The organism is Advenella mandrilli (assembly GCF_016595155.1).
GTDB classification, from domain to species: domain Bacteria; phylum Pseudomonadota; class Gammaproteobacteria; order Burkholderiales; family Burkholderiaceae_B; genus Advenella; species Advenella mandrilli.
Genome location: NZ_JAENGP010000008.1, coordinates 47,790 through 67,993, shown reverse-complemented (window position 1 = coordinate 67,993; position 20,204 = coordinate 47,790). Strand labels below are relative to the sequence as shown.

Annotated in this window: 19 protein-coding genes and 1 pseudogene; 5 read left to right on the top strand and 15 right to left on the bottom strand. The window is 48.7% G+C overall.

Annotated features, from left to right (window positions below):
- Positions 1-6: 6 nt before the first annotated feature.
- The 5 genes from lysS (at position 7) to JHL22_RS07915 (ending at position 9,450) form a co-directional block, all read left to right on the top strand.
- Entirely contained in the window at positions 7-1,530 is a 1,524-nt protein-coding gene (gene lysS / locus JHL22_RS07935) for a lysine--tRNA ligase (RefSeq protein WP_200235742.1), read from the top strand.
- An 83-nt stretch (positions 1,531-1,613) separates the two neighbouring features.
- Positions 1,614-3,080, top strand: a complete 1,467-nt coding sequence (locus JHL22_RS07930) for a hypothetical protein (protein WP_200235740.1) — start codon at positions 1,614-1,616, stop codon at positions 3,078-3,080.
- 2 nt (positions 3,081-3,082) lie between these two features.
- Positions 3,083-3,955, top strand: coding sequence for a hypothetical protein (locus tag JHL22_RS07925; protein WP_200235738.1), 873 nt, complete (start codon positions 3,083-3,085; stop codon positions 3,953-3,955).
- A gap of 2 nt (positions 3,956-3,957) precedes the next feature.
- A complete protein-coding gene (locus JHL22_RS07920) occupies positions 3,958-8,394 on the top strand; it encodes a coiled-coil domain-containing protein (protein ID WP_200235736.1) in 4,437 nt (1,478 codons plus the stop codon).
- A 12-nt stretch (positions 8,395-8,406) separates the two neighbouring features.
- Entirely contained in the window at positions 8,407-9,450 is a 1,044-nt protein-coding gene (locus JHL22_RS07915) for a Wadjet anti-phage system protein JetD domain-containing protein (protein WP_200235734.1), read from the top strand.
- A 50-nt stretch (positions 9,451-9,500) separates the two neighbouring features.
- Here the strand turns inward: JHL22_RS07915 and JHL22_RS16190 are convergent.
- The 15 genes and pseudogenes from JHL22_RS16190 to JHL22_RS07845 form a co-directional block, all read right to left on the bottom strand.
- A pseudogene (locus JHL22_RS16190) lies at positions 9,501-9,635 on the bottom strand (integrase); the annotation flags it as partial.
- Between the two features lie 3 nt (positions 9,636-9,638).
- Positions 9,639-10,097 (bottom strand): YaiI/YqxD family protein, encoded by a 459-nt coding sequence (locus JHL22_RS07910; RefSeq protein ID WP_200235732.1) that lies wholly within the window; start codon positions 10,095-10,097, stop codon positions 9,639-9,641.
- Between the two features lie 35 nt (positions 10,098-10,132).
- Complete coding sequence (locus tag JHL22_RS07905) at positions 10,133-10,891, bottom strand: iron ABC transporter ATP-binding protein (protein WP_200235730.1); 759 nt, start codon at positions 10,889-10,891, stop codon at positions 10,133-10,135.
- Complete coding sequence (locus JHL22_RS07900) at positions 10,888-11,784, bottom strand: iron chelate uptake ABC transporter family permease subunit (RefSeq protein ID WP_234041200.1); 897 nt, start codon at positions 11,782-11,784, stop codon at positions 10,888-10,890. Before JHL22_RS07900 ends, JHL22_RS07905 begins: the two co-directional genes overlap by 4 nt.
- Before the next feature lie 37 nt (positions 11,785-11,821).
- On the bottom strand, positions 11,822-12,775 hold the full coding sequence (locus JHL22_RS07895; RefSeq protein ID WP_200235726.1) for an ABC transporter permease: 954 nt from the start codon (positions 12,773-12,775) through the stop codon (positions 11,822-11,824).
- A gap of 19 nt (positions 12,776-12,794) precedes the next feature.
- Positions 12,795-13,694 carry a siderophore ABC transporter substrate-binding protein gene (locus tag JHL22_RS07890; RefSeq protein ID WP_200235724.1) on the bottom strand — a complete coding sequence of 300 codons (900 nt, stop codon included), beginning with the start codon at positions 13,692-13,694 and terminating at the stop codon, positions 12,795-12,797.
- Between the two features lie 215 nt (positions 13,695-13,909).
- Positions 13,910-14,014, bottom strand: a complete 105-nt coding sequence (locus JHL22_RS07885) for a hypothetical protein (protein WP_200235722.1) — start codon at positions 14,012-14,014, stop codon at positions 13,910-13,912.
- A 10-nt stretch (positions 14,015-14,024) separates the two neighbouring features.
- Entirely contained in the window at positions 14,025-14,885 is an 861-nt protein-coding gene (locus JHL22_RS07880) for a peptidoglycan DD-metalloendopeptidase family protein (RefSeq protein WP_200235720.1), read from the bottom strand.
- A gap of 19 nt (positions 14,886-14,904) precedes the next feature.
- Positions 14,905-15,246: an ISC system 2Fe-2S type ferredoxin gene (gene fdx, locus JHL22_RS07875; RefSeq protein WP_200235718.1), complete on the bottom strand. Its 342-nt coding sequence runs from the start codon at positions 15,244-15,246 to the stop codon at positions 14,905-14,907.
- Positions 15,247-15,257: 11 nt separating this feature from the next.
- The gene (hscA, locus tag JHL22_RS07870; protein WP_200235716.1) at positions 15,258-17,120 is read right to left on the bottom strand and encodes a Fe-S protein assembly chaperone HscA; all 1,863 of its coding nucleotides are present in this window, start codon (positions 17,118-17,120) and stop codon (positions 15,258-15,260) included.
- A gap of 29 nt (positions 17,121-17,149) precedes the next feature.
- Positions 17,150-17,650, bottom strand: coding sequence for a Fe-S protein assembly co-chaperone HscB (hscB, locus tag JHL22_RS07865; RefSeq protein ID WP_234041192.1), 501 nt, complete (start codon positions 17,648-17,650; stop codon positions 17,150-17,152).
- A gap of 11 nt (positions 17,651-17,661) precedes the next feature.
- On the bottom strand, positions 17,662-17,985 hold the full coding sequence (gene iscA / locus JHL22_RS07860; protein ID WP_200235714.1) for an iron-sulfur cluster assembly protein IscA: 324 nt from the start codon (positions 17,983-17,985) through the stop codon (positions 17,662-17,664).
- Positions 17,986-17,987: 2 nt separating this feature from the next.
- Positions 17,988-18,371: a Fe-S cluster assembly scaffold IscU gene (gene iscU, locus JHL22_RS07855; protein WP_200235712.1), complete on the bottom strand. Its 384-nt coding sequence runs from the start codon at positions 18,369-18,371 to the stop codon at positions 17,988-17,990.
- Positions 18,372-18,391: 20 nt separating this feature from the next.
- Positions 18,392-19,603, bottom strand: coding sequence for an IscS subfamily cysteine desulfurase (locus tag JHL22_RS07850; protein ID WP_200235710.1), 1,212 nt, complete (start codon positions 19,601-19,603; stop codon positions 18,392-18,394).
- An 18-nt stretch (positions 19,604-19,621) separates the two neighbouring features.
- Entirely contained in the window at positions 19,622-20,125 is a 504-nt protein-coding gene (locus JHL22_RS07845) for a Fe-S cluster assembly transcription factor (RefSeq protein WP_200235707.1), read from the bottom strand.
- Positions 20,126-20,204 lie beyond the last annotated feature (79 nt).

Genomic DNA, 20,204 nt, shown 5'->3' with positions numbered 1-20,204 from the left:
ATAACCATGACAGAACAACATAATCCTACCGCCCCCGAACAAGATGAAAACCGCCTGATTGCCGAACGCCGTGCCAAACTGGACAAGATCCGTGAAGAAGGCATTGCCTTTCCTAACGACTTTGTACCCGAACACAAGGCACTGAAATTGCACGAACAGTTTGATGGTTTCGACAAAGAAACCCTGGACCCGCAAAAAGTGCCTGCCAAAGTAGCCGGCCGCATGATGCTCAAGCGAGTTATGGGCAAGGCCAGCTTTGCCACCATCCAGGACGATACGGGCCGCATTCAGATTTATCTGGACAGGAATTCGGTGGGTGAAGAAACCTATAATCAGTTCAAGCAATGGGATATTGGTGACATTATTGCCATCGAAGGCCGTGTATTCAAAACCAACAAGGGCGAGCTTTCCATTCATGCGGAAAGCATTCGCCTGCTTGCCAAATCACTGCGTCCGCTACCCGATAAATTCCACGGCATTGCCGATCAGGAACTGCGTTACCGCCAGCGTTATGTAGACCTGATTATGACCGAAGAAACGCGCAATACCTTCAAAACGCGCAGCAAGGCAATCAATGCCATTCGCTCATACATGCTTGACGCCAACTTCCTTGAAGTTGAAACTCCCATGTTGCACCCCATTCCGGGCGGTGCCGCGGCCAAGCCGTTTGTAACGCATCACAATGCCCTGGACATGGAAATGTACTTGCGTATTGCCCCCGAGCTTTACCTCAAACGCCTGGTCGTGGGTGGCTTTGAGCGTGTCTTTGAAATTAACCGCAACTTTCGCAACGAAGGGGTGAGCCCACGCCACAACCCGGAATTCACCATGATAGAGTTCTATGCCGCTTACACCAATTACCAGTGGCTCATGAACTTTACCGAAAAACTGCTACGAGATGTCGCTATTCAGGCAGCCGGCAGTGCCGTCCTTACCCATCAGGGTCGCGAACTTGATTTAAGCAAGCCCTTTGAGCGCCTTACTATTGTTCAGGCTATTACCAAATACGCCCCCGAGTACACCGAAGAACAACTGGCCGATGAAGCATTTTTGCGTAACGAACTGAAAAAATTTGGCATTAATGCTTATGATTCAGTGATGTCACGGGCGGGTATTGGTGCCCTGCAGCTAGCCCTGTTTGAAGAAACTGCCGAAGCCAAATTGTGGGATCCGACTTTCATTATCGATTATCCTGTCGAGGTATCACCTTTGGCACGCGCATCTGATAGTGTTCCTGGCATTACCGAACGCTTTGAATTGTTCATTACCGGCCGTGAAATTGCCAATGGCTTTTCTGAATTGAATGATCCTGAAGACCAGGCTGCCCGCTTCCTGGCCCAGGTGGAAGCCAAAGACGCCGGAGATGAAGAAGCCATGTTCTATGATGCCGACTACATTCGTGCACTTGAATACGGCATGCCACCGGCAGGTGGTTGCGGTATTGGCATAGACCGCCTGGTTATGCTGCTCACAGACAGCCACAGCATTCGCGACGTATTGCTCTTTCCGCATTTGCGTAAAGAAGGTTGATTGTTACAGCATTTTAAATAAAGTTACATTCCTTTATTCGGCGTGATTTGCTATAGTTGTCCTTTCTAAGCTGGGGGGACACTATGTTACTGGCGTTTCTGGAGCAGGCTCGCAATGAAACCATGGCACGCCGTGAACTGACTATTCAGTCTCACGCGCTGCTGGTTGTACGGGCTCTGGAGTCAATCTATAGTGCCCTACAGCGCAAGCCGTTCGAAGGCGTCGATTTTGACGCACTCGCTGCCCTCATGAACCTCTTCGATGCCATGCTCTACTACGCCGACCGCGAACACCAACCGGGCATGACTCGCAAAGAAGCGGAACGCTGCCTGGTAGAACACCTGCAGGAAGCGTACCCGGGACAAGAACCTTTGGGTTATACCCAGGTAGCCAGCAAGATTTTCTCAACAATCAAAGATCCTTTCCGGCTCCGATACTACGACTTCACCGAACGAACGCACTCCGATGAGCAAGTGGTTCGCCTGATACGCCACGATCAAGTACCCGGCTCCGACGATATCCTCTGGTCGCTGACCGATGAGGGCATGTTGTTCTATACCCTTCGCCTGGACGAAACGCCAATCGAACGTGCTGCCATTTTGGCCTGGCGTACTCTCAAAACCATCCGTCGCGGTGAAATCGATAAAGCTGTACATCAGATCCAGGCAACGCAGCGCCAGTTAGAACAATACCTTATTGGCATGCGGATGAAAGTTCGTGCGGCACAGGCGGGAGATTTGAGCGCATCCTACGCACAGGATATCCGGCCGATACTCAGTGACTCTTTTGATAAGACCGGAGAGGTGTTGGAACATATTCAGAATACCCTTGCAACCATCACTGAAATGCTGGCCGAAGGACGCTCAACACTACACCCTGACAAGCTGAATAAACTGCGCAAGGCGCAGGAAATCTTCACCGAGGTTATTACCTTCACTCTAGGCTACCAGGATTGCCTGCTCAATGTGAATAAGGATTTTGAAAAGGCTCGCCTGAAATTGATTATTCCCAGGGACAATAAGCTGTTCCGGGAGACGCTAGAAAAAGGCGCCCTCAAACCATTACTATCTCACACCCCAACAATTGCTGAACAATGTATGGATGATCTGGTTACACACCTGCTTGCCCCGCGAAACCAGGATGCTGACCAACACCCTCTGCTTGATTTGAAGGCGATGCTGAACCTCTATCTTGATCAATTTAACGAGGTATTGCCGCACGAAATCCAGGACCCCACCGAACAGCCTGTAACGATTGAATCCACCCTGCACTGCATTCCGGAGTTTGTAATCCGGCACTGTAGCGACTGGGTGAACAACCACCTGAAACAGCATGGTCACATCAGCTTTGCGGACGTATTCAATGCCTATGCGGATGGCGAACTATCCGAACTGGAGCAACAAGTCTGCCTGCTCCACATAGGCAGCCTGGCGACCAACAGCGATCCCGCCCTTAAGGTTGATGTCAGCAACTCGCCTATCGAATCAGCATTATGGCGAGCCGATAACATCACCTTACTGAGAACCCCCGAACTACCTTTTGAGGAGTAGTTATGTACGATGCAAATCAATACGCCAAACGCTATGCCGAGATTGCCACGCAAGCAATCATGAACGCACTGGGGTATAAAATGGGAAATGAGGCGATTCAACAGGCACTGGAACTCCAGGGCAACATCCTGTTTGTGGAAATTATCCGTGGGATCGCAGCCGGTATGAAACTGCGCTATCTTGGTATCCACGAGAGCTATGGGGTGTTGCTAACGGCCGAAGGGCGCGGCCCATATGCACCCACCTTGGGTTGGCTGAACAAGCGTCTGCTACCAGAACTAACGGCCGAGCAGATGAATACAGAACGCAAGGAACAGCGCCTCTTCGCAGGCCTGACCCTGATCGCGCTGCTTGCGGACATGTTCCCCAACCCCGATGCGGTTCGGATCGAATCAGGTCAAACCAGTAGCACCAACGCTGCTTCAGTAGTGGCCAAGCTCAACGATGTAGCCGACCAGGTCATCGCACAGAACAAAGCTGCGGGCGACGAGACGGTGGATGGTTTGCTCTTCGCTGCCCGGTTTGTGCAGGAAGAGCGTATTCCCCGCATCCACGATGAAAAGGTGGGACGCGTCTCCAGTATTCGCTCGCAAACAGAGATGGCGATGCGCTGGATACAGCTGCTGCAAGAGGAAGGCTTTCTGGCCGAGGACAGCAGCCTGTCAGGAGAGTCTGACTGGTACCCGACCCAGAAACTCAAACACTATCTGCGTCATACCGGTATTGAAGAGACGGTGCGCTTTGTGATGGATATCGATCCCGCAACAAAAAAACCGTCAACCACCCCGACCAACGATAAGCCGACGGTATTGGCCGACCAACCGCCACCCACTCCGGTCGAAGCAGCTGAAACACAACACACACTGGAGATCTGATCATGTGGTTGATCAAACGAGTTTATATAGATGGCGCTGGCTACGAAGAGGCCTTCTACAAGGACCTCACGCTCGATTACATTGGCTTTGCCAAAACTGCCGGGCACGCTACTGATACGGCACGCAACACCCAGGGCAAGAATGCAAAAAAAGTGCTCAGCACCTATCAACAACTGGTGAACGGGGGTGGCAAGTCCACCTACATTGCTCTGCTGCTATCGATTTTCGAACCCTCCGTCAACGACTTCACCCAGTACCTTGCCAACCGTCGCCAGAGCAAATTCCACTACCGCAATTACTTCCACAAGGAACTGTCTGTTATCCTGGTGGAAATGGTCAATGAAAGCGACCAAACCCTGCTACTGGGACACGCCCATCAGCGCAAAGGGGATGAAGTAGATCGCATCTTCTTTATCTGTGACGCATCCGATAACCTGCTTGATACGCCATTTGATGAGGTGCCCTCGTATTCTCGCGCCGAGCGTGATCGCGAGTTGCGCCCCTACGCCAACACCCTGCACAGCTTTGAGGGCTGGCTTAACTTCAAGGCAGGTGGCGACGCTGGTGTGCACTGGCGCAAAACCGGGGCAAACAAAGAATGGCGCTCGTTTCTATTGGAACAACGGGTCAACATTGATCTAATCAAGACAATGGTGACCTTCAACTCCGAAGAAGGCGGGCTAACTAAATTCATCGACTACAAGACCGAGCAGGATTTTCTCGGTGCCTTTTTTGCCTGCACCATGTCCAAGGACACCACCGAACAGCTGCGGGATCTAGTGACGAACGAAGTTGATCGCCAAGGAGAGCTGGAGGCAATTCGACGCAACGAATCCTTCCTGGGGGATGTTCTCTCTAACTGGCGAACATTTCTTGAACCGGCCCGGAAACTGGAGGTTGTCGAAACGCAACAACAGCAGATGGCTGAGGGATTTCGCGATTCGATGCGCGATCTCATCGCTCTTTCCGAGAAATCCCGGATAGAACAGGACCATCTAATGGAGCAGTCTGAAAACCTGCAAAAAAAGATTAACCAAGTAAACGTTGACCGCGTTCTGCTTGGCAAACGCAAGATCCTGCTCGAATATGATCTGGTACTGTATAAATTTAACGAGCAACAACGCAATGTTGCCGCACTTAAAAATGAAGCGGACACTTATCAGCAGCAGTTGCAGATTGCTCGTGCCGCTATCGACTATAAAACCTATGCAACAGCAAAAAACGCCTACCGGCAGTCGGATGAAGCGCTTAAGGTGTTCCAGGGCGAGACGGAAAAACCGCTGCAGGCAATCTTCGACCGTATGGCGGGTGAGGCATTAAGTGCGCTATCGCGAGCGATCAGCGATTATCGTCAACAGGAGACCTTGATCACAGACGAGCTGACAAAGCTCAAACTGAATATTCAGTCCCTTAAGCAAAACTGTGGCAGCTTACAAACCAAGCTGGGCAGGCTGGACTCTGAAAGCAAAAAATTCCGAAAGGACAAGATCACGGGCGAATCACGTCGGGATGCGTTGCACGATGAAGGCCTGATCCAAGGGGATGAAACCCCAATGTCAGCACAACACCGACTGGCATTAGTCTTGCAGGACGCGCTGCAAAGTGAGACACAAGCAAAAATCAATGCGGGCAAGGCCGAGGAGGCCCTAGAGGAACATCATCAGGTGATCAATCGGGCCTCGGTGGCACAAAACCAGGCCCTGTACGCATTTACCCAAGTCAAGCAAAAGCACCAAGAAGCAGTGGACAGTGCGCGATCGATGTCCGAAACCTACCAATCACTCCCCGCACCGACCCAGCGTGCTCTTGATCTTGAGGATACCAATTGGCACAGCGCCCAATGCGGATTGCGGATTGACAATGTGTTGACAGCAGATACTCAAGCGCTGTCTGGTTTGAAGCAACGCTTGTTGATCGTCCGGCATGAACTGAATGAGCTAAAGCTTACTGGACACGAACTGGTCTCCAAACAAATCAACAAAGCGCTTGAGGCATTTTACGCAGCAGGCGTAGCGCGCGATAAGCTTTGGGCTTTCCCGCGTTACTTCGCCAACGCTTTCAATGATGATGCGACGCGTATCGCAGAGGTGATCGATAAACATCCAGGTCGTTATCTGAGCCTCGTTGCCCTGGATGACGCAACGCTTGCACAAGTTAATGAGCTTAGAGACACAATATCATGGAAAGGGATGCCCGTTGCAATCTATCGTTTCGATGAAGCCCAGGATCTTCAGGGAGTGTCACCCGATTTGGAACAGGTGGTGCTTTCCACCCCCGATAAATACGGTTACAGCCAGGCTGCCTACGCGGCAAAGTTGCAAGAGTTGGAGCAAACTGTCGCCTCGCAAGCGGCCTGCGTAAAAGCAGCAGAACACGACCTGACAGCGCTGGTTGCCTTCCAGACTAACTGGTGCCAGCATAATAACCAATACGGCAAGCACTGGTTGGGCCTGATTAACGAGCGGGAACAGGCGGGCACAGAGCTGATGCACAAGCAAGCCAAACTGGAGCAGGCCCAGCAGCATGAACAGAAACTGCGAAACGACAAAACACAAGCCAAAGAACGCGTTGAACACGCCCAACAACTACATTTACAGGCCCAGCAAGCGCATGACACCCTAACTCGTTTTATTGAAACAGAGTGGGCGGCCCGGGACACTGCGATAAGCGAGCTGGCCAAATTGCTTGAACAGACAGCGCAGTGCAAAGAGACGCTTGAATGCCAGGGTGAAACGTTGATGCAAATGGAGCATGCGGAAGTGGACAAACGCACCGAGGCCACCCATCTTAAGATACAGATTGAGCAGTGGACCAGTCTACGCAAACAAACATTTTATTCAGGGATATCGGAAATCGAAAGCTCTGATGTCCGAAGCCCGCAAGACGCTCATGAGGCGGCCGTCCAGGCCCACAGACAGCTACTTGAAGCAGCTCAAGGAGATCAGGTCAAAGAACTTAAGCAGCAGCGAGAAAAGGCAGAACGGACACAGAACGATGCTTACAACCAACTTTCTACTCACTCTGCCTACCAGAAGTACCCGAACGACGTTGAAACAGAGGCCTTCCGCGATCTCGTGCTGATTAACAATCGCATCGCCCTGCTCGAAGCACAGAAAAAAGCCTGTATGGAACGTGAAATTGATGCACGGGCCACTTTGCAAAACCTGGAGCAGAAATACATAGAGGCACGCGACGCACTTGTCGACGGCTTTGTATGGGAGGATAAACCCACCGAAATTGAGACGATAAAAGCTACCCTTAGCGATATCAACATAACTCTAAAAGAGGCCTTGAGCCAACTTGACAATTTGTCAGAACAACAAAAGCTTCTCACGAAAGAGACTGAAGCTGTGAAGGAAAATCTCCGGAAGGCTGAAACCGCTCGGGCCATGATTCAGCCTTACACCACGACCTTGGCCGCTGGTCTGCCCCTCAAGATTTTAAATATCACCGAGTACGTCAATACACTACGTACCCAAAGTCAACGGTACGCACAGCTGACAGAAACGCTGAAAAAAGAAAAAGAGGATGTAGAAATTGCCTGGGCCCACTTTCGTAGCCGAGTTGTGGAAGAGTCTGCCAAGGATCCTGAGAATCGTGCCAATCCCGAATACCTGAGGCAACTGGAAACCATCGCAACATGGCGAGAGGTGCTGGGCGATCTGGATCGCATCAGTACAGGGATTACAGAAGTATTTGAAGCAGTGCGTGACAGTCTGGAGCAGTTCCAGCGCTCAATTGAACTGACAGTCACTCACCTGGCAGCTCACCTGGAGCGGGCCCTCAAGTTACTCAAGCGCGCTACATCCGTCAAAATTCCGGACGATTGCCCCGTGCTACCCGGTCGCCCCATTCTGAAGATGGCGGATCGACTGAATGACCTCCCCGTTGAACTCAAGGGTTTTGCCAGCGCCCGGCTGCAGCAATGGATTGCCAATGGACAAGTACCCCGCGCGCCTAACCGGGACGCATTAACGGCCGATCTGGTTCAGGCAGTTTTCAATGAGGGCGCACTTGAAGTACGCCTATTAAAGACCAATGCCAGTCGACCGCAATGGACCGATATCACCCAATTAGAAGGATCAGGAGGGCAAAGACTCACCTCCGCTTTCCTGCTGTTTGTGACGGTTGGTAAGGTTCGAGAATACGATACGGGTATTTCGAGTGCAGGTTTCTTACTGTCCGACAACCCTCTGGGTAAATCAAATGCCGATGATCTAATGCGAATTCAAACGCAAATGGCCAAGGCCTATAATATTCAACTTATCTACTTGACCGGTATTTCAGACGAAAATGCCCAGTCTATGTTTGATAACCACCTATTCCTGAACAAGGTTCAGAAACTGAAGCGACGTGATCTGGTAACTGTTGATAACGAGCGTCAAACGCTGTGGGCAGCTTCCCTGGTCTCTAAACCACAACCCGTGACGGTTTTATAAAGCTGACATACTATGAGTGATGTAATGAGATGGCTAGCCAGACTGGAGTTAAGCGCCAACAAACACCGTCTTGCTGCCAGTAAAGGAGCCCGCACGGTTAAGGCCAAGGCGGTACTGGATGAGGTGCTGCAGGCACACCGTCAGGAAGCCTTGAACCATAACGCCCCTGATTTGTTGCGTCAGGCAATTACACAACTGCTTGAGGGTGACTGGCGCGCTCAGCCCAAGCGCGAAACCAGCTGGCAGGTCCATTGGCGCGGCCTGAGCCTGCCAAACGCCTTTGTTTACGAAAGTGCCACCGCCCCAGCGAAAATTACGCCAGAAATCGCTTGGCATCCATGGTTGGCAGCACGCATTACAGGGCAACTCACAGCGCCGGTCAAGAAACGTTTGCATCTGCTCAACGCCTATCTGTTTCGACGTACCAGGAGCGGCAAACCGCTGTTTCCCGGTACGCTTGGACACCGCGAGCGGGCACTGCTGATCTTTGGGGATGAAAAAGCACTGGATTCCATGCCACCTAACGGCTGGACGCACGTTTCCCTGACGCTGGCTGACATGGGTGCCATTCGGCGGGCTCCACCGCTACCATATGAATCATCAGGCCGCCCCGACCTCCCTGCCATCATCGTTGAAAACTCCGATGTGTATTACCGATTATGCCAAATCAATCACGACCAGACACGCTGGTCACTGGTGATTTACGGTGCGGGTAACAAGGTGTCAGGCCAGGCAGAGTGCGTTTCACAACTTCTTGATACAGAACAAGTAAAGCAACTACTCTATTTTGGTGACCTGGATGTGGCGGGTTTGAAAATTGTCCATCTGCTGCGCTGCAAGCTACTTGATGTCTACAGTATCAAACTGCAATTGGATGAGTGGCTTTATAATGAGTTGATCCTCAATCACCTCGTCACGTCTGAAGGAAATGCCAACAACGAACGGTTTGATTTCGAGTTGTTATGTAACTGGATGCCACGCTTTGTTATACAAGAAATGAAAAGGTTAAAGACAGCCCACCAACGATTGCCTCAAGAAGGTGTGACTGTCAGCTAACAATCTTCTTTTTTCAAGATTTCATTGTCCCTACTTCAGGTCGTGGTCATTGCTCTCTTACCACCCTGATCTCCGCCTTGGCGAACCTCAGCCAGCCAACTCTGTGCCAATGAACGGGCTTGCTCAACGGTCAATTCTTCGTACAAACCCACTGCAGGTTTGCACCACTCGCCGGCGTTGATCCGAATTTATTTTCTTTGTGCCACATAACGGGCCAGCAATTTATCCAGCTGATTGGCAAATGCTTTCTGGTCAGCCTGGTTAAACGCTTTTGGGCCACCGGTTTCAATGCCGCTACTGCGCAACTCTTCCATCATGTCGCGAATGGCCAGCCGTTCGCGAATATTTTCGGGTGAATACAATTCACCACGCGGGTTCAGGGCGATAGCCTTTTTTTCTATAACTTCGGCGGCCAGTGGAATATCGGCAGTGATCACCAAATCACCCGCTTGTGCCTGTTCTACGATATAGGCATCGGCCACATCAAAACCACGCGGCACCTGGCGGGCCTGAATAAACACAGAAGCCGGCACCATTAACATTTGATTGGCCACCAGGGTGGTGTTTATTTCCCAGCGCTTGGCCGCCCGGAATAGAATTTGTTTGATAACAACGGGACAGGCATCGGCATCAACCCAGATTTTCATGATTTACTTTGTTTTCCATTATTATTCACAGCCCGTCAAACATAATGCATAACCAGCTTATGATTTTGAACCGGTACAATTTCAGCTTCCACACCAAACAGACGTTGCAAGTTTTGGGGTGTTATAACATCATTTGGCTTTCCATGCAGCACCAATTCGCCATTTTTCATGCCCATGATGTTGTCTGCATAGGCCGAGGCATAGTTAATATCGTGCAAAACAATAATAATGGTCCGGTTGTGTTCATCCGCAATCCGCCGTAACAAACTCATTAAATTACGGGCATGAAACATATCCAGGTTATTTAAAGGCTCATCCAGTAACAAATAGTCGGTAGACTGGCAAAAAACCATGGCGACCAGCGTACGCTGACGTTGCCCGCCAGATAAATCAACCACAAAACGTGAAGCCAGTTCTAGCAGGTTAAACTGCTGCAGGGTTTTTTCCACTATCTCGAAATCTTCCTGGCACGGGTTGCCTTTATGATAAGGAAAGCGCCCAAACATTAATAGCTCACGTACGGTAATTCGGCTGGTTACGCTATTATCCTGTCGCATAATAGCCAGCTTTTTGGCAATGTCACAGGTTGGCGTTTTAGATAAATCAATGCCATCAAAACTAATATTGCCTGTTTTAAGGGGTAATAAACGGGCCATCAGTGACAGTAAGGTAGATTTGCCAGCCCCATTAGGGCCGACCAAAGCGGTAATTCCCCCTTTTTCAATGGCTGTACTAATGTTTTTAAGGATGGGTAAACTACCCACCTGATAACTAACTTGGTCCAATACGATCATAATGTCTTTCTTTTCAAAAGGAACACCAGGAATACAATTCCTCCCAGGAACTCAACCACCACGCTAAGCACGGCTTTCATTCCCAGCACATGTTCAAACAGCATTTGTCCTGACACCAGGCACAAGGCGCCTACCAGGAAGGCAGCCGGTATTAATACCGCATGCCGATGCGTTTTCATTAATACATAAGTAATCCCTGACACCAGCAGACCAAAAAAACTCACCGGGCCTACCAGGGCGGTGGAAACCGATACCAGAATGGCAATCAGGAACAAAACAAGTACGTTGAACCGTCGATAAGGAACACCCAGATTAATGGCATGCTCACGCCCCAATGCCATAACGTCCAAAACGTGCCGCAAGCGCCAAACCACCATACTGACCCCCACAATAAGCAATAGGCTAATCTGAAGCAATGAAGTATTCACTATATTGAATTGGGCAAAACTGGCATTTTGCACCACGGCAAAATCATCGGGATCTATAATTCGCTGGATAAAACTGGCCAGGCTGCGAAACAGCACACCAAGAATAACCCCAACCAGAATCATGCGATATAAATCTCCTGCATTGCTAAAAAGCAATGAAGAAAAAATCAGCACGGACGCAATCAACATAATGCCGATTTCAATGGAAAATTTAAACGATGGGTCCAGCATGGCATAGCCAAGCCCGCCCAGCAGCAGCACCATCGCACTTTGGATTAACAAATACAGGGAATCAAATCCCATGATATAGGGCGTTAATATCCGGTTGGCGGTAAGGGTCTGGAATAACACCGTGGAAATGGAAATGGCATAGGCAACCAGCAACAGGGCAAGTAATTTTCCGCCACGAAAAGGCAGTACGAAATCCCAATTGCCTGAACTGTTTACCGTCATGAATAAGGCCATTGACACAAGCAGGCCACCTAACATTATTATTAGTTTTTTAGCGTACATGAGCGGGCTTTACAAAAAGCAGATAAAGGAAAACCACGGTGCCTAGAATACCAATAACGGTGCCTACCGGAATTTCATAGGGATAATTAGCCAACCGTCCGACTAAATCGCATGCCAGAACAAGGCCTGCCCCCATAATCGCAATCCATGGCAAGGTAACGCGCAAATTATCACCCATAAGGCGACTGATAATATTTGGAACCACCAGACCCACAAAAGGAATGGCCCCCACCGTCACTACCACGATGGCCGTAATAATAGCCACAATACCCAATCCAATAGAAACAATGGTGCTGTAATTAAGGCCCAGGTTGGTGCTCATTTCTTTGCCAAGACCGGCAATCGTAAACTGGTTGGCAAACAGGTAGGCAATCACGCCCAATAGGCCGGTTAACCAAAGCAACTCATAGCGCCCGGCCAAAACACTGGAAAAATCACCATTAATCCAGGCGGCCAGAAACTGCATCATATCCATTTCAAAGGCAATAAATGTGGCTGCGGCACCAATCACGCCGCCATAAATAATACCCACCAGCGGCACCATTAAATACGCAGTCGGTGGCAGGCGACGGGCGATCAGCATGAATACATACAGCCCAATCAGCGCGGCCATACAGGACACCAACATTTTGAACATGAGCGAGGCACCCGGATACAGCAATGTCACCACAACAAGCCCAAGTGTGGCACTTTGCGTCGTGCCCACCATTGACGGTTCGACAAAACGGTTTTTCATGAGCATTTGCATGATCAGGCCGGCAATCGACATGGATGCCCCACTAAGGACAATGGCCAGGGTGCGGGGAAAACGACTGGTTAGAAATACATTTAAGGCCTGTGGATCATTCAACATTGATCCCAGATTAACGTCACTAACCCCAACGAACAAACTTGCCACTATCAAAAAACAAATAATGGCAAGTACAAGAATTTTTAATTTCATACTGAAAATCAGGAACTTATTAACTACCCTTGAATGCCTGGGTTAGCAATTCAAGTTCAGTCATGAGTTGTTGGTAACCACCTGAAGAAAGGTATGAGGAAGAATCCAGATAGATGACCTGGTTCTTGCTAAAAGCGGTCGTATTTTTAAGTAGCGCATTATCCAATACCACTTTGGCATTTTCACCTTTGGCATTAATGGCAGAGGTGCGATCCATCACAATAACCCAGTCTGGGTTAAGTTTTTGTATAAACTCAAAAGAAACAGGTTGGCCGTGGGTGGCATCATTTTTATTCAAATCGGCCGGTTCAATGCCAATTTCATTAAACAAATATCCAAATCGTGACTCGGCACCAAATGAAGCGATTTTTGGACCATTAACCATAATCATCAAGGCATTGCCCTTGCCTTTGACTGCTTCCTGAGCCTGCTTCAAGGCATTTTCAAGATTAGCAATTAATATAGCGGCCTCTTCTTCTTTTTTGAAGATTTTTCCGTACGTGGCAATACGATCAAATCCTTGTCTGAAAGCGGCTTTGCCATTCATTGTCATATCCAGTGTTGGAGCTACTTTTGACAGTACGTCATAATTGGGCGCCATACGACCACCGATCACAACCAGATCAGGACTCATGCCATTTAACGCTTCAAGATCCGGGTCTTTAATCGTACCAATATGCACCTTAGCCTTTTTAGACATGTCGGCCAGGTAATCGACATAAACATCCTTGATAACACCTTTAGGTTGTATGCCTAATGCTTTCAGGCTATCTAGCGCGGCAATATCATAAACCGCCAGGGAATTGACCTGCTCAGGAACCTGGGCAGCACCACGGACGGTTTCCACTTCAACAGCATGCGCCATGGAAAACAAAGCGCTTGTTAGACAAACAATTGACTTAAGAAATATGAGTTTCATTGATTCACCGGTGATAATCATCTTAACCACAACACATAAGATTTCTTTATCAGACCAAGGTGCAACAAGAAGATCGGCAGCATGCTTCAATTAAAACCATGTGCTGTGATGACATTAAATAAATACGAACTATTCTCATTATTATCTATTATTATTTTGTCAATGACAAGCAAAACATGAATAACCCGTCGTCTTTAGTGAATTTATATCAAACTTTATGTGAACAAAATAGAATGATCTATGTCAGACAGGGTATTGCAACCACTTAGCACCATGGCCATTTCCAGCTCTGTCCGAAGGATATGCAAGGTGTGGGCCATTGAATGGCACTCATGGCTGGAAAGCGCCAACAAAAATGGCCGGATCCACCCGGGTATTGTTCAGGCTGACATTCCAGTGCAAGTGCGGACCGGTAGAGCGTCCGGTTGTACCTACACGCCCAAGGACCTCACCTCTTTTGATGGTTTGTCCTTTTTTAACCTCAATAGCTGACAAGTGACAATACATGGTGACCATGCCCTGGCCATGATCGATAAAAACCGTTTTACCATTAAAATAATAATCATCAACAATGGTAATCACCCCATCTGCTGGTGCTTTTACCGGTGTACCGGTTGGCACGGCAATGTCCAGCCCTGAATGTGGGTTACGCTCTTGGCCGTTAAAAAAACGGCGCAATCCAAATGGACTGGAGTAGCGGCCACCGTCTACCGGGCGATCCAGAACAACATTACTGGGATTTTCCGGCCTGAAATTGGCATATGCATTAGTTTGAGCCGCCAACTCCCGCCTGATGCGGGCCAAATGCTCTTCAGAAGGCGTGACATATTTATTGGACTTCAGCTTAATATGCTGCTCTTTATATTTCTTAGTCTGAACCTGAAACGGCAGCTGTTGTGAACCACTTGCCGTTTTAACCTGAAGCAGGTGCTTGCCTGATTTAATTTTAAGTGGAATACCAACAATCGCCAGATAGTCGGACGTATTGCCATTGGCAACCACCATGACCGGTTTATTCCCGTACTGCACCCCGGGCGCCTGGCTATGTTCGCCAAGGCTGACCACCGCAATCCCCCCGGGAACAGGTTTATGTAGCTTATCCTTGATGTAATTGTTGGCTAAAGAAAGGCCGGACATGAAAAAAAGCATGAGCCCCACAATTATTCCAATCGTTGATGTCATGCTTTTCATACTGCTTTCCTGCTTATTTCTAGTGATTCTCTTTGGCATGGTTAATGGTGTACTTTGGAATCTCGATCACAAGATCTGCACCCGTGATTTTAGCCTGGCAAGACAAACGGGAAGTGGACTTCAAGCCCCATGCCCTGTCCAGCAAATCTTCTTCATCATCGGTAGCGTCTTCAAGAGAAGAAAATCCTTCCTTGACTACAACGTGACAAGTCGTACAGGCACATGATAATTCACAGGCATGTTCAATTTCAATATGATTGTCCAACAAGACACGACAGATGGACTCCCCAACTGGTGCATTTTCAATCACAGCGCCCTCTGGGCACAGTGACTCATGTGGCAATATGGTTATTTTTGGCATTTATATTCCAATTATGCTATTTGATCTAGGGTTTTACCTGAAAGCGCCTGGCGGATACTGCGATCCATGCGGCGGGCTGCAAAATCATCGGTTGCCTGAGACAAAGCTTGCACGGCATCATGAATTTCATCGGTTGAACCGCTTTCTGCCAACTTGACTGTTTCAGTCAACAGTTGCTGAATTCGTGCCAGTTCATCTGCTTCCAGCAAATCGCCATCTTTCTTGATGGCCGCGTCAATAGACTCAACTAATTGACGGGCTTCCACCTGCTGTTCACGATGCATGCGCATTTTGGCATCTTCATCTGACTTTTCAAAGCTATCTTGCAGCATTGAAGAAATTTCATCATCGGACAAACCATACGAAGGTTTAACCGTAACCGCTGCTTCTATGCCCGTACTTTGCTCTCGAGCTGTCACACTAAGCAAGCCATCGGCATCCACCTGGAAGGTTACCCGAATACGTGCAGCACCGGCCACCATGGGTGGAATGCCACGCAATTCAAAACGCGCCAATGAACGGCAATGATTAACCAACTCACGCTCACCCTGTACAACATGCACACTCATGGCGGTTTGACCGTCTTTGAATGTGGTGAATTCCTGGGCCCGGGCAACAGGAATGGTGCTATTGCGTGGAATCACTTTTTCCACCAGACCACCCATGGTTTCAAGGCCTAATGACAACGGCGTCACATCAAGAAGCAACCAGTCATCATCGGCGCTGCGATTGCCCGCCAGTAAATTGGCCTGCAAAGAAGCACCCAGGGCTACCACCTCATCGGGATTCAGGTTGATCAAAGGTTCCTGTTTGAAGAAATCGGCCACCATCGTACGGATGACCGGCATGCGGGTAGCCCCCCCAACCATGACAACTCCCTTGATATCCGTCACGTCCAATGAAGCATCTTTCAATGTTTGCTTCACGCGTTCAAGCGAACGGTTCACCAGGTCTTTGGCAATATTTTCAAAATGATTACGGGGGAAATTCTGGTCTATATGCAGGCCATCAGACAAGGTAATCTGGAACACGGCACGGGGATGCTCGGTTAGTTTTTCACGAACCTGTTTGGCCAATGTACGCAAGGAGCGCTTGTCGCCTGCGCTTAAATTGCTTTTGTCATGATGTTTCATGATGTCATTGATGATCACGTCATCAAAGTCATCACCGCCCAATTGTGTATCGCCACTGGTCGCAATAACTTCAAACACGCCCTTGCTAAGCTTGAGAATGGAAATATCAAAGGTGCCACCACCCAGATCGTAAACCGCATAAATACCTTCAGCGGCATTGTCCAGGCCATAAGCAATGGCAGCGGCCGTTGGTTCATTGATAAGTCGCAATACATTTAGACCGGCCAGGCGGGCGGCATCACGGGTAGCCTGACGCTGGGCATCATCAAAATAAGCAGGCACGGTAATAACTGCCCCCACTAATTCATCACCCAAAACATCTTCTGCCTGCTGACGCAGTTTGGCCAGAATTTGAGCCGATACCTCGACGGGACTGACTGGCCCTTGAACCGTACCAAGGCGAACCATACCCGGTTCGTCAATAAGTTCATAGGGAAGTGCGTAAGTAGAGGCTTCATTAAATGAGCGGCCCATTAGACGCTTGACAGAAACAATGGTATTTAAAGGGTCCGAATTCTGTTTCCTGACCGCAGTGTGTCCAATTTCAACATCACCGTTTTGCAAATACCGCACCACAGAAGGCAATAGTTTTTTTCCGTTTTTATCGGTCAGGATTTCGGCAATACTGTTGCGCACCGAAGCAACCAGGGAATGGGTGGTACCCAAATCTATGCCAACTGCCAGGCGGCGTTGATGTGGAGCCGGTGATGCGCCAGGTTCTGAAATTTGTAAGAGGGCCATATTGTACTTCGTAAATAATAAGTTAAAGTTTACAGTGCCTTAACTTCCTGATGCATTTTATTAACAAACATCCACTCGCGAACCCGTTGGGTCGCGCTGGCATAGTCTTGCTGTGCATCAATTAAACTTTTCATTTCATTAAACAACTCAAGCTGCTTTGCCTGAATTTCCTGCAACAGTTCACTTAACCCATTATGCTGTGGGTTGGCACGAACATCATCAAGTTGCTCACGCCACTGCATTTGGGTCATTAAGAATGTTGCACCCATTGCGGTGTTGCTTTCTGCCTGAACCGGAAAACCTTCAAGCTCACACATATAGGCAGCACGGCTTAATGGGCTTTTTAAGGTTTGGTAAGCATCATTGACACGAGAGGCCCATTGAACCGCAACCCGTTTTTCAGCCGCTGAAGCGGTGGCAAAACGATCAGGATGAACCTGGGAAGAGGCCTGTTTCCAGGACTGTTCCAAGGCCTCCCCGGAAAGGTCAAACCGCTTGGGTAAATTCAATAAACTGAAATGATTATCCAAAGAAGTTCTACCTATACCGAGAATGATTCACCACAACCACAACTGGCTTTCTCGTTGGGGTTTGAAAATTTGAATCCTTCATTCAAGCCCTCACGTGCGTAGTCCAGTTCGGTGCCATCAATATAAGCCAGGCTTTTTGGATCGACAAAAATTTTTACACCAAAACTCTCGAACAGAACGTCGCTATCATCAGGTGCATCAACATATTCAAGCTTATATGCCATGCCTGAACAACCTGTCGTTCTTACCCCTAGGCGCAAGCCTAAGCCCTTGCCTCTTCTGTCGAGGTAGTCCTGAATGTGATTTGCCGCTTTTTGAGTTAATGTAATTGCCATAATCAGCTCGTATGTTTTTCCTTGTAATCCTGTACTGCTGCCTTAATCGCATCTTCAGCCAGAATTGAACAGTGAATTTTTACCGGTGGCAAGGCAAGTTCTTCGGCTATTTGCGTATTGCGGATATCCAAAGCCTGATCCAGCGTTTTGCCTTTAACCCATTCGGTCACCAGCGAGCTGGAAGCGATCGCAGAGCCACAACCATAGGTTTTAAATTTGGCATCTTCAATAACGCCTTCTTTATTAACCCTGATTTGCAGTTTCATTACGTCACCACAGGCAGGTGCTCCTACCATACCGGTACCCACTGCTTCGTCGTCTTTATCAAAAGAACCGACGTTACGCGGATTTTCATAGTGGTCTAAAACTTTGTTACTGTAAGCCATGATAATACTCCTGCTTTAAATTAGTGCGCGGCCCATTGAACCGCATCAAGATCAATGCCCTCTTTGGCCATTTCCCACAAAGGAGACATGTCGCGCAGTTTGCCAACACGTGATTTGATCAATTCAACAGCGAAATCAATTTCTTCTTCGGTGGTAAAACGGCCAATAGTGAAACGGATCGAACTGTGTGCCAGCTCATCGTTCCTGCCCAGTGCCCGCAATACATAAGAAGGCTCCAGACTGGCAGAAGTACAGGCAGACCCACTGGATACCGCCAATTCTTTAATGGCCATAATCAGGGACTCACCTTCTACATAATTGAAGCTGACATTCAGGTTATGGGGAACACGCTGTTCCATATCGCCATTCAGGTAAACCTCTTCAATTTCAGACAAACCATTCCATAAGCGATCACGCAATGCACGGATACGTTCGATTTCTGCCTGCATATGCAATTTGGCTAAATGAAAAGCCTCGCCCATGCCCACGATTTGATGGGTTGCCAGCGTGCCCGAACGGAAGCCGCGTTCATGACCACCGCCATGCATTTGCGCTTCAATGCGAATACGTGGTTTACGACGGATATACAAGGCACCAATACCTTTGGGGCCATAGGTCTTGTGGGCCGAAAATGACATCAGATCCACCTTGAGTGTTTGCAGATCAATATCCACTTTGCCCGTTGCTTGTGCGGCATCCACGTGAAATATAATGCCCTTTTCACGACACAACTCACCGATTGACGCAATATCTTGCACAACACCGATTTCATTATTAACAAACATGACAGAAATCAGGATGGTGTCGGGACGGATAGCCGCTTTGAGCGTTTCAAGGTCAACCAGGCCATTTTCCTGGACACCAAGATAAGTCACTTCAAAGCCCTGACGCTCCAGCTCACGGGTCGTATCAAGCACCGCCTTATGCTCGGTTTTAATCGTGATAATATGTTTGCCACGCTCGGCATAAAAGTGAGCGGCGCCTTTAATGGCCAGGTTGTTTGATTCAGTGGCGCCCGATGTCCAGACGATCTCCCTTGGGTCGGCATTGACCAGTTCGGCTACTTGTCTACGCGCATCTTCAACAGCCTCTTCTGCTTCCCAGCCAAATGCATGACTGCGTGAAGCCGGGTTGCCAAAATCTTCGTACAACCAGGGAATCATTTTTTCCACAACGATTGGATCTACCGGGGTTGTGGCGGAATAATCTAAATATATCGGGCGCTTTGCCATAACATCAAACTCCAAAATTTATACAATGACGGAAGTCAGGGAATCGGTTTTTCTTTGCATCAGGATACTGTTTGTTTGCGGAGCCTGATTCAATTGACGCATGCGTTGCTGATCAACCAAGTCCTGAAGCGTGACGGAATCGAGGTAATCCACCATTCTCCGGTTCAGGTTGGTCCAGAGATCGTGCGTCATGCACTTTCCTGATAAGCTTCCATCTTTACCGGATGTGCACTCGGACTTGCTACCACAACTGGTCGCATCCAAAGGCTCATCCACAGCAAAAATAATATCGGCGATTGTAATTTCTCTTGCGAAGCGGGCCAAAATATAGCCACCACCCGGCCCACGAATACTTTCCACCAGCTCGTGACGACGCAACTTCCCGAACAGCTGTTCAAGATAAGAAAGAGAAATATTTTGTCTTTCGCTGACTGTTGATAAAGTTATGGGGCCGCTGTTCTGGCGTAAGGCCAGATCAATCATTGCCGTGACAGCAAATCGACCTTTCGTAGTTAATCGCATAATAAATTCCTTGCCACAATAGCCGAGTAATTTACTCAAGTATATCAAATAGTCGACTAATTTACTAGGATTTATTATT